Raw genomic sequence first — 15,243 nt, forward strand, 5'->3', positions numbered from 1 at the left:
TTGTTGAAATATATTAAAATGTGTTATTCTTAATAACTTAAAAGTTTACGGTAAAATCCTGGGGAATTATAAAAGATGTGAAAAAATTTTATTGAAATTTTAGGAATTTATATAAGATCTTAATATTATAATTAATTTACATGTGATAAACTTAAAAACAGCTAAAGATCCTTATTATATGGAGGTAGACAGCGTGAGTTCTTATGTAAAATTTGAAAATGTAAGTAAGGTATATCAATCGGGATATGTGAAACTGAATGCACTGCATGATGTATCTTTTGAGATAGAAGAAGGAGAAATATGTGTCATAGTCGGACAATCCGGTGCCGGAAAAACAACTCTTCTTAATATTCTCGGAGGGATGGATACCTTAACATCCGGTAAAGTCTTACTGGGTGATAAGGAAGTATCATCTTTAAGTAAGCACGAACTGACAAGATACCGTCGGGAAGATATCGGTTTTGTATTTCAGTTTTATAACCTAATACCAAATCTTACAGCCCTTGAAAATATTGAAATTGTAACTCAGATGATTAAAAATCCCCTGCCCGCCGAGCAGGTTTTAGAAAGTGTAGGATTAAAAGAGAGAATGCACCATTTTCCGGCTCAGCTTTCTGGAGGAGAACAGCAGCGGGTAGCAATTGCCAGAGCTTTGGCAAAAAGACCGAAACTTTTGCTTTGCGATGAACCTACAGGGGCATTGGATTATCAGACCGGAAGGCAAATACTCAAGCTTTTGCAGGATCAAAGCAGGCAGAACAATATACCGGTTGTTATAGTTACCCACAATACGGCCCTTACGGCTATGGCAGACAGAGTAATACATTTAAAAAGCGGTACGGTGATCTCCGTTCAGAAAAACGAAAATGCATTGCCGATAGAGGAGATTGAATGGTAATGAGACGAATAAAAGCATGGCATAAAAATAATTTCAGGGAAATAAAGCATACATTAGAACGTTACTTGGCTATTATGGCAATTATTGCCCTTGGTGTAGGTTTCTTTTCAGGCCTTAAAATTACCAAAAGGGCTATGGTAAAGACTCTCGATATTTATGCTGCCAATTATAAAATGTATGATTTTAAGCTGCTATCAACTTTGGGCTTTACAAAAGATGATGAAGAGTACTTTGCGAAAATGGAAGGGCTAAAGGCAGAAGGAGCCGTATCGTTAGATTTTATAGCGGAAACGGATATAGGCAAGGAAGTCGTACTAAAAGCCCATTCTATAACCGAGGATATTAACCTATTAAATCTTAAAGCAGGAAGAATGCCGCAATTTGCCGATGAATGTATACTGGACGGCAGATATTTTTCGGAAGATGTTATAGGGACAAAAATTCGTGTGTCTATGGCAAATGATACTGATATTGTTGAATCTTTTGCAAATAAAGAATACACGGTTGTAGGGCTTGCCGACTCCGTAAATTACCTTAACTATGACCGGGGTATTACCGATTTGGCAGGAGGAACGGTTTACGGATTTGTATATATGCCAAAGGATAGTTTTGCAACCGATTACTTTACGGAGATCATGGTCCGTTATAATGTATCCCATGAAGTATACAGCAAGGAATATGAGGAGTTTATTTCCGAAAAAGAAGAGCATCTAAAAGATGCCTTGGAAATCAGAGGTCAGCTTCGTCATGATGATATAGTGGCAGAGGCAAAGAAAGAAGTAATGGAAGCCGAAAAAGAATATAAGGACGCTTATGATGAATATCTTGCTAAAAAATCCGAAGCAGAGGATGAACTTGACAAGGCATTAAAAAAGCTTCTGGAAGTTGAAAAGGAATTAAAAAATCAGGAAGAAAAATTAACCGATGCGGAAAAAGAGTTAAAAGAGGGAGAAAAAGAGTATGAAAAATCCCTGATGGATTATAAGAAAGCCCGGGAAAAATATGAAAGCGAAAAGAAAGAAACATTATCTAAATTAAATTCAGCTCTGGAAGAACTGGATAAGAACAGGGCTGACGTTGTTTCGGCAATAAGGCAGATAGAAGAAAGCGGAATAATAGATCAGTATAATCAGCTAAAAGAGAATGAAGCGTTTCTGGAAGCTGCCCTGTTACAGCTTCCTAGTCAGGACAGCGAGGAATTTGCTAGTCTGGAGACTCAGTTATATCAGGTAAAGAAAGCTTTGGCCGGAATCGAAGCATCCGGAGTCATTGCGCAATATAAGGAGCTTAAAGCCAATCTTTTAAAGATTGAAGATGGGCAAAAAGAACTTGACAAGGCAATAGAAGAAGCTGACCGCAAGTTAAAAGCAGCCGAATTACAGCTTAATGAGGCAAAAGTAACCCTGGATGAAGCCAAAGAGCAGATAGATAAAAATAAAGCCGATATAGAAAAAGGATGGGAAGCTCTTAAAGAAGGTAAAACCGAATACGAAAAAGGTTATAATGAATACATTAAAAATAAAGAAGAAGCGGATAAGTCCTTAAATGAAGCAAAAGAAGAACTGGATAAGGCAAGAAAGGAAATAGACGATGCCTGGAAAGAGATAGAAGATATCCCGAGAGCCAAGGTATACGTACTAAACCGAAATCAAAACATGGGATATTCCAGTTTTGAAAACGATTCTTCCATAGTTGAGGGTATTGCAAAGGTACTGCCTGTTTTCTTCTTTTTGGTGGCAGCACTGGTATGTACAAGTACCATGACAAGAATGGTTGACGAACAGAGAACTCAAATTGGAACCTTAAAAGCTTTGGGTTATAGTGACGGTTCGATAGCAGGAAAATATATCTCTTATTCGGGAAGTGCTGCGGTAATAGGATGTATTATAGGATATTATCTTGGATCTAAGTATTTTCCTATGGCAATATGGGAAGCTTACGGTATTTTATACGGTTTTGCTGATATAGAATATGTATTTGACTTGAAACTGGCTCTTATATCACTTCTTGTCTCTTTGCTTTGCTCGGTAGGTGTTACCTATACTTCCTGCAAGGCGGAGTTACTGCAGATGCCCGCACAGTTAATAAGGCCAAAAGCCCCCAAAGCAGGAAAACGGGTAATCCTTGAACATATCCCGTTTATATGGAAGAAGATCGGTTTTCTTCACAAGGTATCAATCAGAAACATACTTCGCTATAAGCGACGGTTCTTTATGACCGTTTTAGGTATTGCCGGATGTACCTCACTGGTTGTTGCGGCAATGGGAATAAGTGATTCCATAAAAAATATTGTCAATGACCAGTTTGATTATATCATGACTTATGATTACAGCATTTCCTTTTCAAAAAGCTTAAGCAAAGAAGAACAGGAAGCTTTTAAGTCGGAATATGAAGATTTATTGTCCGTATGCATTTTCGTTTCCTCAGAAGAACTGGAAGCGGCAGATGAAAGTAAAACCAAAAGAGTAACAGTGGTTGCTACCGATGATCCGGATATCACAAAAGTGGTAGGCTTACAGTATAAGGGTGAAGTAAAATCATATCCGGCTTTCGGTAAAGCTGCCGTAAACGATAAACTGGCAAAAGAATTGGGCTTAAAGCCCGGAAATAAAATCAGGGTTAAAGTAAAGGAAACCGAATATGTAGATGTAGAAATAGAATTTATATTTGAGAATTACCTGTATAATTATCTGTTTATGACAGAGGAAACATACGAAGCTTTGTTTAATAAGGAAGCGGTTTATGATACCGTTTATGCGGTTACGGATAAAGAGGATATATATTCGGTATCGGCATCTTTATCTAAAGCCGAGAATGTCATAAACGTATCGGTACTTAATGATATGAGAACTATGGTAAACAACATGATGAAAAGCATGGACTATATCATTTGGCTTGTTATAATTTGTGCCTGTGCCCTGGGATTTGTAGTTATCTATAACCTGAATAATATTAATATTACCGAGAGAAACAGGGAGATAGCAACTATAAAGGTTTTGGGTTTTTACTCCAGGGAAACAAAAGCCTATGTTTACAGGGAAACAATTATACTTACCTTTATAGGAACAATGCTGGGGTTAGGGCTTGGCAAGCTTCTTCACGGATTTATTATGCAGCAGATAAAGGTGGAAGCCGTATCTTTTAAAGTGCAGATCTTTGCATCCAGTTACCTTATTTCGGTCCTGGTAACATTTATGATTACACTGCTGGTAAATTTGATACTGATGAAAAAAATCGAAAGAATTAATATGGCTGAATCACTTAAATCTGTAGAATAACTTTTTTAAAAACCTTAAGAAGCCGGTTTTACCGACCTCCAAAAGTCCAAGCAAAAGTCCTACAATTAGAAATCGGCTGCAAGGATAATTTAAGTCATCAAACTTTACATTTTATTCTTATTGGTTTTAGAATAAAATTAAGAAAAGAATTTGGATAAACAAGAAAAATTTTTGATATGATTTACGTTATATAGACTAATAGTGGAAATATATCTATAATTATTAATACGTAAAACTGATATAAAATGGATGATTTTAACAAACTATTTAACAGAGGGATGTATATGGGTGCAGATTTTGACTTTGATAAAATAATAAACAGAAGAAATACAAACAGCATCAAATGGGATTATGTAGGTGCCAAGTATAAAAGGGACGATCTTATTCATCTCGGTGTGGCCGATATGGATTTTAGGTCTCCAGAACCTGTGATAGAAGCCATGCAGAAGATATTGGACTATGGGATATTTGGATATACAGGTATAAATGAAAGCTTTTTTACAAGCATTCAGCGCTGGATAAAGAAAAAAACCGGGATAAGTGTTCCAAAAGAATGGATTGTCTTTTGCCCTAAGGTTAATATGGCATCCAGTATCTGTGTAGACATATTAACAAAACCGGATGCAAAAGTTATAATAAACAGTCCGATATATAATCCTTTAAGAGAGGCGGTAACTAAAAACAACAGGAGATTGGTTGAAAGTCCGTTAGTTATTAACAACGGAAAATTCACTATGGATTTTGATTATATAGAATCAGTAACAGACAGTGAAACTGAAATGTTTATTTTAAGCAATCCCGATAATCCCAGCACCAGAGTATGGTCAAAGGAAGAACTGGATAGACTGGCTGATATTTGTATAAAAAACAATTTGATATTATTCTCAGATGAAATTCATTCCGATATTTTGGCGGATAGGGTGCAATTTTACAGTTCATTGAATTTGAAGCAGGATATCTATGACAGACTGATTTATGCTAGTTCTTTAACAAAAACTTTTAATATACCCGGAATAATTATTTCATATATGATTATTCCCAATATACAACTTCGCAATAAAGTTAAAAAAGAGTTAGACAGGCTGTCCCAAAACAGCCCTAATATCTTTTCCTTAGCAGCTATAGAAGCAGCGTACAATAATTGTGACGAATGGGTGAAAGAAGTTAATGCCTATATAAATGAAAATGATAAGTTTTTTAGAACTTTTATAAAGGAACATATGGAAGAGTTAAAGGTAATGCCAAGAGAAGGAACATATTTGCTGTGGGTAGATTATTCAGCACTTAATATAAGTGAAGATAAAATGTGTGAATGGTTTATCAATGATGCGAAAGTGGAAGTCCAAATGGGATCTAACTTTGGCAAGGAAGGCAGAGGATATTTTCGTGTTAATATTGCAGCATCAAGAAAATTGCTTTTGCAGGCTTTGAATAATATGAAGGATGCTTATCACAAGTTAAAGCAATGAAATTGAAACAATGGATATAAACAGAGTATTAAAATAATGTACTTAATACTATAGGCTTTTTGCTCATATGCAGTGAACTAATTATGCTTCTTTCAGGCATACAAGCAAAATATGCTTGTAGCTTGGAAAGGAGCTTTTATATTTAAAAAAATTACCAGAAAGTATAATGGGCTTATAGTTTTTTACAGCTATATAAGTAAAAAATTAATTATATAAAAAAATAATAAAAAAATATTTTCAAAAGCCCAGTAATATTGTAATTTATTATTATAAAAGATATTTTATGATGTGTTTTGCAATACCCTGATGCATCGTTTGGCAGCTATAATGCCTTATATTTAACGTCCGGGAGGAATAAATGAAAGAACATAAAATATACGGGTTAATTGAGAATTCACCTTTATTACCAAAACTTCCTGATAATATCAGCCAGATTTTATTTTACTCAAAAATCCAATGGAAACAGATATTGACTTGCTTATTGAAAAAGTATCGCAATTAAATGATCTAAATAATTTAATGCTAAAAAATATTAATTCAGGGTATTTTCGCTTAAGCAGGGAAATAAAATCTATAAAAGAAGCAGTTGTTTACCTTGGTATGAAAACCGTTCAGAATCTATTAATTATTCATATAATACAACAGCTTTTTTCCGGCGGAGAAGAAAAAAGGAACAGAATGTTTGACATGAAAATGTACTGGAAGCATGTATTGGGAACGGCTGTAGCAAGCTGTTTGGTATCTGAAAAATTAAAAAAAGGAGACAAGTATAAACTTTTTTCATATGGCCTACTTCATGATATAGGGATAACAATTTTAGATATTTGTCTTCCGGATTATATGGACAAAGTAATTGAGAAAATATTTAAAGGACTTCATCAGGTAGCAGCAGAACGGATAGTTTTGGGCGGAATAACCCATGCCGATGTAGGGGCTTGGATTTGCAGAAAGTGGAATATACGGGAAGACATAATAAATATTATAGAATTTCATCATACTCCTCTATATGCTCAAAGCGATAATGAGTACATAAAAATGTTATATGTAGGAGATGTGATAAGTAATAATTACTATCAAAGACTTTTAGGGCTTAACCCTAATTATGAAATGGATAAGCAAATAGCAATATCTTTAGGACTGACTGATGAAGATATCCGTGAAATGGTGGAAGAATTTCCGGCTGCACTGGAGCAGGCATGGATTATAATTGGATATTGTAATAAACTTTAGTGATAAGAATAACATATGATAATTGTCTTAAATTTAACCTTGTCCTGAGTTGGGATAAGGTTAAACTTATGTTAGAATATTTTAACTATGATTAAATAGGGTAATTTAAATATTGATACCGGATTATTTAAATTCTTATAATTTAAGATTTACAATTCGGTATTTAAGCATATAATGCTTTAGAAAATGAAAATTATTATCAAAAAATCGGTTGATTTTATTGACAAACTTTAAACAATGTGCTACCACTATATATGGATGTTAGGGGTGTCTAACATCCTAATTGGTTTCAGATATATAAGCGATCATCTTTATATATCAAATCGGCGTAAATATATAATGCATAGTATTATTCAGGGAGAGAGTTATGAAAATGAAAAATCCTGTTCAAGGCGTTAAGAGTTTGTATTATGCCAAGGACAATCAGAAATATATAATCGCAGATACGCCTGACATAGGCGTATTAAAGAGCTTAGGCATAGTTAAGAATGCAATCGTGTTTAAAAAAATGACCCATAAATTAGGTGGGCCTGTACTCCTTATGGTTGAATCCAGTCAAATAGCTATAGGTAAAGACATAGCCGAAAAGATACTGGTAAGGGGGTAAGGGTATGGCTGCATGTCATGAGATAAACGAGGATCCTAAATTATATCAAAAATCGAATAAAATTTTACTGATGGGTAATCCGAATGTCGGAAAAAGCGTATTCTTTTCCAATTTGACCGGTATCCGTGTGGTAAGTTCCAATTATGCCGGAACTACAGTAAGTTATACGGAAGGAACTATGAAATTAGGCAATGAAACTTATACTTTAATAGATGTACCCGGTACATATTCACTTGAAGCGACTTCAAAAGCAGAAGAGGTTGCTGTACGTTTTATAAACAGTAATCCTGCTGCTATTATATGCGTTCTTGATGCCACAAATCTGGAAAGAAACATAAAGCTCGGGCTGGACATTCAAAGGTACAACATACCTGTTGTATATGCACTTAATATGGTAGATGTGGCAAAAAGACGCGGTTATGATATAAATTTACGTTTACTGGCAAGAGAACTTGGGGCACCGGTAATACCTACGATAGCCGTTAAAAACGAAGGAATAGATAAACTGACTGAAGAACTTCAAAAAATTTTAAACAGTTCTAAGACAACTTGCGGTAATTGTGCTTCCTGTCCGGGGTGTGCAAAACTGGGTATGAATACCTGGGACAGGGCCAGAGAAATTGCTGCCAGGGTTAGAATAAAAACCGAAGGAAAACCGTCTTTTTTAGACCGGCTAGGAAACAGTATGCTAAAGCCTTGGCCCGGAATTCCTATAGCACTTCTTACTATTATTGTGTCCCTTGGAGTTATTATAGGAGCCGGCAAGTTTCTGCAGGAGTATATTTTGGGACCTTTGGTCGGTGATGTACTTGTTCCGTTCTTTAAAATGATTATTTCCTATATAGTGTCTGAGGGTATTTTGCATAATGTTCTGATTGGGGAGTACGGTATATTTACCATCGGATTAGAATGGATTATAGAATCTATTCTGCCATTTGTTTTCTTGTTTTATGTTGTGTTTTCCTTTCTGGAAGACTCAGGAATATTGCCCCGCCTGAGTGTTTTGTTCGACAGTATCATGAGAAAAATGGGAGTCCAGGGCGGCAGTATGATAACAATTTTACTCGGTTACGGTTGTGCCGTACCCGCCATAATCGGTTCAAGAACCGCAACTACCAAGAAAGAGCGGCTGATGATATCTGCCATTGTTTGCTTTGCAGTACCCTGTATTTCTCAAACCGGTGCTTTAATCAGTTTATTTGCAGGATTTTCACCGATATTGCTTGTTTTGATGTTTTTGTTGTCATTTGCTGTAATGATGATAGTGTCATCGGTTTTATCCCGTATAATAAAAGGAAAAGTAGACCCTATGATTATAGAAATCCCCAATTTGCTTATGCCTAACGGAAAAGCATATGCCAAAAAACTAATGCTTCGTATGAAAAATTTCTTTCTTGATGCAGAAGTACCCATGTTAATATCCATAGTAATAGCTGCTTTATTAAAAGAAACGGGTTTGTTAGAGAAAATAGCAGTTTATCTTGAACCTATTGTCAGCGGATGGCTGGGATTGCCAAGAAGTGCCGTTATAGCATTGATATTAGGAATAATCCGCCGCGAGATGGCGGTAGCACCTTTATTGGAAATAGAGGGATTAACAGCCCTTCAGGCTTTTGTAGGTGGAACAGTGGCATTGCTGTATCTACCATGTTTATCGGTTTTCGGTATTTTGTCAAAAGAGTTTAATACCAAAACTGCTTTGGCCATATCTTTAGCCACAACCTTAAATGCCTTGCTGGTTGGAGGACTTATTAATCAGCTAGCTCATTTATTCATGTAGGTTATACAATGAAAAAATCAATCCGTATATCATGAAAAAGCCATAGATTAATTGAGTTTGTTTATGTTACAGAAATTCTTAAGTATCTGATTTGTAAGTTTTAAGGAATTCCTGCATGGCAAGAATAGAATCGTTGCTGATTACATGCTCAATTAAACATGCATCTACATCGGCAATATCGGCATTTATTTTAAGCACATCTATAAAAAACTTTTTAATTATATTGTGTTTTTCGGAAGTTACTTTTGCCAGTTTAAGCCCTTCAGGGGTTAAATATACTTCTTTGTATTTTTCGTTTATAACCAACCCTTTATTGGCAAGCGTTAATACGGCATTATTAACGCTTGCCTTTGTTACGCCTAATCTCTGTGAAATATCGGAAACTCTGGCGCCACATTTTCCTTCGGAAAGTTCATATATAGCTTCCAGATAATTTTCCATGGCATATGAAAGTTTCTCCATTATATCCTCCCGTATATTGAGGTGTAAAAGATTCAATTTAGTATAAAAAGACACAATAATAGTTAATGACTTAAGGGCCAAATTATGTATATAATTATACCATAATCTTTATTTGTATACAAATATAGTAAATAGTTAAAGGATTTTGACATAAAGCAGTTTAGATTACGGTGTTAATCACCGGGCGGGAAATATACGTTTACCAGTTCTTTTGAATGTACGTCGCAGGCATTTGACTTAATTTCATATCAGGATAAAGTTTATCTGTTAATGGAAGAATTTGATTATAATACAAAATATTACAGCGGATATTCCCTGTATCTTTACGAAAACGGAAAACCGGCTGACGGAAAAGCATTTTCTTTTACAATTGATGATTATAATATGGATATTGCATATGAAGATTCATAATTTAAAGACATAGAAACGTTAAGTTTATGGCTTTTATATAACAAAAGCAAATTAAAATTATAAGTACAAGTCTTGACTTGTCATATTGATTTAATTGTTTATAAGCAAATAACCGGTTAATAAAAAATTAACACCTGCTGTAGTATTGTGTTTAAACACAATTTATAGCAGGTGTTTTTGAGGGTGCATTATGGTTTTACCTTATGAGCTAAAGCTATCAATCAGTTCTTTTTACTGTTTTTTTATCGGTAAATCCGTGAGGGTCCCCGTCTCCGTATCCTTCTCTGCTGGCCATATCTTTTGAGGAAGTGTTCATGTCTTTGTCCTTAGCCCGTTCTTTATGATTTAGCCCTAATTCTTTCCGGTATCTTTGATCTGACTGTTTACTCATGGTCATCCTTTCATAAAATAGATTTAAATTACATTATTATAGTTTCATTTAACCGATAAAATTATTCATACAATTAGTATTTATTTTCCGATTCTTTTAAGGAGATAAGGTATGGCTTCTTCAAAGTTTACGCCGTACCAGCGGCCCTTTTTGTCTGCAAGCGTAAGTTCAATGCATTTGGCAGTATAGTCGGCGGCTACAGGTATAGCTTCCTTCCATGTAAGATTGTTGCCCATGGCTCCTACGAAGGTGCTGGCAAAGATGTCGCCTGTTCCGTGGTATACGGCATCTATTCTCTTATGAGGATAGTAGTAGTATTCGCCTTTTTCCCTGTCATAACCCATTACGCCGGTAGTGCCTTCATTGAAGCTAACACCGGTAAGGACGGATATCTTAGCGCCCAAATTTGACAGTTTAATTAGCATTTCTTTAATGTATTCTTCGTCATACTTCTCTTTATATTCCATTCCGGTCATGAAAGAAGCTTCCGTAATATTGGGAAGAATAATATCTGCTTTGGCGCAAAGGGTAGCCATCTTTGAAGCAAAAGCTTCATCAAATGCAGGGTATAATTTTCCGTTGTCTGCCATTACAGGATCGACAATTATTAAGTTGTCTTCGGTTTTAAACTCGTCAAATAAATTTGCTATTATTTCAATCTGATCTATAGACCCCAAATATCCTGTGTAAATGCTGTCAAAACCTATATTTTCGCTTTTCCAATGCTTTGTTATAGGGACTATTTCATCAGTCAGATCATGGAAAGTAAAATTTTTGAACATGGTATGGGTAGATAGTACGGCTGTGGGTATAATGGCTGTTTCAACACCCATGGCTGAAATAATAGGCAAAGCCACGGTAAGCGAACATTTTCCAACACAAGAAATATCCTGAATAGTTAAAATACGTTTCATAATTCTTCCCCTTTACAATTTATTTGCTTGTCATTATACTGATAAATGACCATAATAAAATATTCAAAATGAAGAAAATTAATATGTCCAGATGGAGGTAAAATGTTAACATATTCCTTTGAAAACCGGGGCAATGACAGCTTGTATGAATTCTTATATAAGCAAATAAAACATGATATAAATTCAGGAAAACTTATTCCCAATGAGAAGCTTCCGTCAAAACGGGCTTTGGCAAAACACCTGAATATCAGTACAATAACGGTTGAGAACGCATACAGTCAGCTGTTGGCGGAAGGATATATATATTCCGTTCCAAAAAGCGGTTACTATGTAAGCAACATAGTATCGGAAAAATATAAGCCTGATTATGATTGTCACGGTAAAACAGCAGATTTGCCGTCATTTAAGTTAATACAGAGGGATTTAACCACAAATTTGGCAGAAGATTATGAGATAGATTTTGTAAATAACTATACAGCTCCCGAAAATTTCCCCTTTACTATCTGGACCAGGTTAATGCGGGAAACTTTATCGGAAAATAAAGACAAGCTGATGCTTAAGTCCCCTTCCACGGGAGTATATGAGCTTCGCTGTGCCATTGCTGACTATCTGTATCAATTTCGTGGAATTGATGCAGAGCCGGATCAAATAATTGTCGGTGCCGGTACAGAATATCTATACGGCCTTCTAATCCAGCTGCTTGGTCATGACAAAATATATGCGGTGGAAGATCCGGGCTACAGAAAAATATCAAGAATATACGCAGCAAACAGGGTAAAATGCGTCTATATTCCGCTTGATGAGCAGGGTATAAATATCGAAGCGCTTGATAATTCGGATGCCGATGTGGTACATATATCTCCATCCCATCATTTCCCTACCGGGATTGTAACTCCGATAAGCAGAAGATATGAACTTTTGAAATGGGCATCAAAATCAAAAGACAGGTATATTATTGAAGATGATTATGACAGTGAATTCAGGCTGCTCGGAAAACCTATACCGGCACTTCAAAGCATAGACAATTCCGAGAAAGTTATATATATGAATACATTTTCAAAAAGCTTAGCATCTACAATCCGTATAAGTTATATGGTATTGCCGAAAACTTTGATGGAACGGTATAACAGGGAACTTAGTTTTTATGCCTGTACAGTGTCAAATTTTGAGCAGTATACTTTAGCTAAATTTATTGAACGGGGATATTTTGAAAAACATATAAACAGGATGCGAAACCACTACAGGAAAATAAGAGACGATATTCTTATTCACATTAAAAAACATTTGAAAGAAAAAAATGGGCGGATTATGGAAGAAAATGCAGGGCTTCATTTTCTATTGCAGGTGGATACAAAGTTTACGGATGAAGAATTGATTGCAAAGGCAGTAAAAAAAGGGATAAACATATCCTGCTTAAGCCAGTATTATCACAGCCGGGTCAATGCCGTACAAAACATTCTGGTAATAAATTATTCCGGTTTAAAATCAGAAAATATTAAAGAAAGCGTTTGTAAATTATTTGATATTTTTTGATTTTATTATGTGCTAAATTTGGGATTTCTTCATATTTATAATATAAAAAATTTTTTTATAGAATTAAACCAATTTCTCTGTTATAATTTCATTAATAAGGTATTAATACGGTTTTATAATAGCAATATGTTGCATTACTATTATAAAATGCTATTACTCGCTTACGATTACTGCGAATCTTGCGGGAGTTTCGCTAAGCGAAACTCTTCATTCATTTTTATGTTCCATAATAATTGAATACTACATAAAATGCGTAATATATAAATTATAAAGGCAGGGGGAATTATAAATGTGCGGAATAGTTGGATTTATAGGTGATAGGCAAGCTGCCCCTATTATACTTGAAGGGCTTACAAGACTTGAGTATCGCGGATATGACTCAGCAGGTATTGCCGTTCGTGACGGTGATTCACCTATGGAAATTGTTAAAGCCAAAGGAAGATTGAAAGTACTTTTTGAGAAGACTAACGGCGGAAATTCACTTTCGGGTAATTGCGGAATTGGACATACCAGATGGGCAACCCACGGTGAACCTTCCGAAGTAAATGCCCATCCTCATTACAGTGATGATTATTCGGTTGTTGCGGTACATAACGGTATTATAGAAAACTATCAGGAACTTAAAGAAAAACTTATTAAAAAAGGATATAAATTTTATTCCGGAACCGATACGGAAGTAGCCGTAAAATTAATTCATTATTACTATAATAAATATTTCGGAAATCCCATAGACGCTATAAACCGTTCCATGGTGCGTATAAGAGGTTCTTATGCACTGGCGGTTATGTTCAAGGATTATCCGGATGAAATATATGTAGCAAGAAAAGACAGCCCCATGATCATAGGAATTGAAAACGGTGAGGCTTATTTTGCTTCTGACGTTCCGGCAATTCTAAAATATACAAGAAATGTTTATTATATAGGTAACCTGGAGAGTGCAAGGCTTCAGAAAGGCAGTGTAACTTTCTACAATATTGACGGTGAAGAAATCCAGAAAGAAATTACTGAAATAAAATGGGATGCTGAAGCTGCCGAAAAAGCCGGATTTGAACATTTTATGATGAAAGAAATCCACGAGCAGCCAAAAGCTGTTTCGGATACTATAAATTCTTTGGTTTCTGACGGAAGAATAAATTTAGATAACGTCGGTTTATCAGACGAAGTGATTAAAAATATAAGCCAGATATATATTGTGGCATGTGGTTCTGCTTATCATGTGGGAGTTACGGCCCAATATGTTATCGAAGATTTAACCAGAATTCCGGTCCGGGTAGAAATTGCTTCAGAATTCAGATACAGGAAGCCTTTACTGGATAAGAACGGCCTTGTAATAATCATAAGCCAGTCGGGAGAAACTGCTGACAGCCTGGCTGCTTTAAGGGAAGCAAAAAATCTCGGAGTAAGGACTCTTGGTATTGTAAATGTGGTAGGTTCGTCTATCGCCAGGGAAGCCGATGATGTCCTTTATACCTTAGCCGGTCCGGAGATTGCTGTTGCAACTACAAAAGCATACAGTGCCCAGCTTATTGCCTGCTATGCTTTGGCAATTCATTTTGCAAAAGTAAGAGAGCAGATAGACGATAATGAATATAAGAATCTGATAGATGAGCTTTTGACTCTGCCTGATAAGATAAGCAAAGTATTGGATGACAAAGAAAGAATACAATGGTTTGCATCCAAATTTGCCAATGCCAAGGACGTATTCTTTATCGGGCGAGGAATAGATTATTCTATTTCCCTAGAAGGCAGTCTAAAGATGAAAGAAATAAGTTATATTCACTCTGAAGCATATGCGGCCGGAGAACTTAAGCATGGTACCATAAGCCTTATAGAAGACGGCACTTTAGTTATCGGGGTTTTGACACAGCAGGATCTGTATGAAAAAACCTTAAGCAATATGGTCGAAGTAAAAAGCCGCGGGGCTTATCTGATGGGTATTACTAACTACGGCAACTATAATATAGAAGATACGGTTGATTTTACCGTTTATATACCTAAAACGGATAAGCATTTTACAGCCAGTCTTGCAGTAGTACCCTTGCAGCTTATGGGATACTATATCAGCGTAGCAAGAGGGCTTGATGTAGATAAACCGAGAAACCTGGCAAAATCGGTAACGGTGGAATAGGTAAACTGGAAAAATTCTTCGTAGTTGTATAAATCAAATAAAGTTGATTCCAGGAAAATAAAGTTCGCTCTATAAAAATAAAGTTCGTTCCAAAATCCCGTAGCAGATGCAGGAGCAATCTTCATTTGCTGCGGGGTTTGCA

13 protein-coding genes are annotated in these 15,243 nt (G+C 35.7%); 9 read left to right on the forward strand and 4 right to left on the reverse strand.

The window, feature by feature from the left end; translation table 11 throughout:
* Window positions 1-193 precede the first annotated feature (193 nt).
* The 6 genes from HHT355_RS04505 (at window position 194) to HHT355_RS04530 (ending at window position 9,262) form a co-directional block, all read left to right on the forward strand.
* A complete protein-coding gene (locus tag HHT355_RS04505; RefSeq protein ID WP_103202222.1) occupies window positions 194-898 on the forward strand; it encodes an ABC transporter ATP-binding protein in 705 nt (234 codons plus the stop codon).
* Window positions 898-4,176 carry an ABC transporter permease gene (locus tag HHT355_RS04510; RefSeq protein WP_158245886.1) on the forward strand — a complete coding sequence of 1,093 codons (3,279 nt, stop codon included), beginning with the start codon at window positions 898-900 and terminating at the stop codon, window positions 4,174-4,176. The genes HHT355_RS04505 and HHT355_RS04510 overlap by 1 nt, the downstream gene beginning before the upstream one ends.
* Window positions 4,177-4,460: 284 nt before the next feature.
* Window positions 4,461-5,645, forward strand: a complete 1,185-nt coding sequence (locus tag HHT355_RS04515) for a MalY/PatB family protein (protein WP_103202224.1) — start codon at window positions 4,461-4,463, stop codon at window positions 5,643-5,645.
* Window positions 5,646-6,101: 456 nt separating this feature from the next.
* Window positions 6,102-6,875, forward strand: a complete 774-nt coding sequence (locus HHT355_RS04520) for an HDOD domain-containing protein (protein WP_103202225.1) — start codon at window positions 6,102-6,104, stop codon at window positions 6,873-6,875.
* Between the two features lie 367 nt (window positions 6,876-7,242).
* Window positions 7,243-7,482 (forward strand): FeoA family protein, encoded by a 240-nt coding sequence (locus tag HHT355_RS04525; protein ID WP_103202226.1) that lies wholly within the window; start codon window positions 7,243-7,245, stop codon window positions 7,480-7,482.
* Window positions 7,483-7,486: 4 nt separating this feature from the next.
* Entirely contained in the window at window positions 7,487-9,262 is a 1,776-nt protein-coding gene (locus HHT355_RS04530; RefSeq protein ID WP_103202227.1) for a ferrous iron transporter B, read from the forward strand.
* Between the two features lie 78 nt (window positions 9,263-9,340).
* On the opposite strand, the gene HHT355_RS04535 is transcribed toward HHT355_RS04530, so the two are convergent.
* Window positions 9,341-9,724, reverse strand: a complete 384-nt coding sequence (locus HHT355_RS04535; protein ID WP_103202228.1) for a metal-dependent transcriptional regulator — start codon at window positions 9,722-9,724, stop codon at window positions 9,341-9,343.
* A gap of 270 nt (window positions 9,725-9,994) precedes the next feature.
* Between HHT355_RS04535 and HHT355_RS13590 the strand changes: the two genes are divergently transcribed.
* Window positions 9,995-10,135, forward strand: coding sequence for a hypothetical protein (locus tag HHT355_RS13590; RefSeq protein ID WP_158245887.1), 141 nt, complete (start codon window positions 9,995-9,997; stop codon window positions 10,133-10,135).
* A gap of 217 nt (window positions 10,136-10,352) precedes the next feature.
* Here HHT355_RS13590 and HHT355_RS13595 read toward each other — a convergent pair whose 3' ends face one another.
* On the reverse strand, window positions 10,353-10,526 hold the full coding sequence (locus HHT355_RS13595) for a hypothetical protein (RefSeq protein WP_158245888.1): 174 nt from the start codon (window positions 10,524-10,526) through the stop codon (window positions 10,353-10,355).
* Between the two features lie 80 nt (window positions 10,527-10,606).
* Window positions 10,607-11,440, reverse strand: coding sequence for a pyridoxamine kinase (locus HHT355_RS04540; RefSeq protein ID WP_103202229.1), 834 nt, complete (start codon window positions 11,438-11,440; stop codon window positions 10,607-10,609).
* A gap of 102 nt (window positions 11,441-11,542) precedes the next feature.
* Between HHT355_RS04540 and pdxR the strand changes: the two genes are divergently transcribed.
* Together pdxR and glmS are read left to right on the forward strand one after the other, a co-directional pair.
* The gene (gene pdxR, locus HHT355_RS04545; RefSeq protein WP_103202230.1) at window positions 11,543-12,973 is read left to right on the forward strand and encodes a MocR-like pyridoxine biosynthesis transcription factor PdxR; all 1,431 of its coding nucleotides are present in this window, start codon (window positions 11,543-11,545) and stop codon (window positions 12,971-12,973) included.
* Window positions 12,974-13,262: 289 nt separating this feature from the next.
* Window positions 13,263-15,101 (forward strand): glutamine--fructose-6-phosphate transaminase (isomerizing), encoded by a 1,839-nt coding sequence (gene glmS / locus HHT355_RS04550; protein ID WP_103202231.1) that lies wholly within the window; start codon window positions 13,263-13,265, stop codon window positions 15,099-15,101.
* On the opposite strand, the gene HHT355_RS13770 is transcribed toward glmS, so the two are convergent.
* The coding region (locus tag HHT355_RS13770; protein ID WP_207654533.1) for a hypothetical protein at window positions 15,029-15,243 on the reverse strand (215 nt) is incomplete at its 5' end. The genes glmS and HHT355_RS13770 overlap by 73 nt on opposite strands.

It is taken from the genome of Herbinix hemicellulosilytica, from assembly GCF_002904165.1.
In the GTDB taxonomy this organism is placed as follows: domain Bacteria; phylum Bacillota; class Clostridia; order Lachnospirales; family Lachnospiraceae; genus Mobilitalea; species Mobilitalea hemicellulosilytica.

What these genes read in the sequence shown, in the direction of transcription:
- HHT355_RS13590 (WP_158245887.1), top strand. Translation starts at nt 9,995, where the DNA reads ATGGAAGAATTTGATTATAATACAAAATATTACAGCGGATATTCCCTG.
- HHT355_RS04520 (WP_103202225.1), top strand. Translation starts at nt 6,102, where the DNA reads ATGGAAACAGATATTGACTTGCTTATTGAAAAAGTATCGCAATTAAAT.
- HHT355_RS04510 (WP_158245886.1), top strand. Translation starts at nt 898, where the DNA reads ATGAGACGAATAAAAGCATGGCATAAAAATAATTTCAGGGAAATAAAG.
- glmS (WP_103202231.1), top strand. Translation starts at nt 13,263, where the DNA reads ATGTGCGGAATAGTTGGATTTATAGGTGATAGGCAAGCTGCCCCTATT.
- HHT355_RS04530 (WP_103202227.1), top strand. Translation starts at nt 7,487, where the DNA reads ATGGCTGCATGTCATGAGATAAACGAGGATCCTAAATTATATCAAAAA.
- HHT355_RS04525 (WP_103202226.1), top strand. Translation starts at nt 7,243, where the DNA reads ATGAAAATGAAAAATCCTGTTCAAGGCGTTAAGAGTTTGTATTATGCC.
- HHT355_RS04540 (WP_103202229.1), bottom strand. Translation starts at nt 11,440, where the DNA reads ATGAAACGTATTTTAACTATTCAGGATATTTCTTGTGTTGGAAAATGT.
- HHT355_RS13595 (WP_158245888.1), bottom strand. Translation starts at nt 10,526, where the DNA reads ATGAGTAAACAGTCAGATCAAAGATACCGGAAAGAATTAGGGCTAAAT.
- pdxR (WP_103202230.1), top strand. Translation starts at nt 11,543, where the DNA reads ATGTTAACATATTCCTTTGAAAACCGGGGCAATGACAGCTTGTATGAA.
- HHT355_RS04515 (WP_103202224.1), top strand. Translation starts at nt 4,461, where the DNA reads ATGGGTGCAGATTTTGACTTTGATAAAATAATAAACAGAAGAAATACA.
- HHT355_RS04535 (WP_103202228.1), bottom strand. Translation starts at nt 9,724, where the DNA reads ATGGAGAAACTTTCATATGCCATGGAAAATTATCTGGAAGCTATATAT.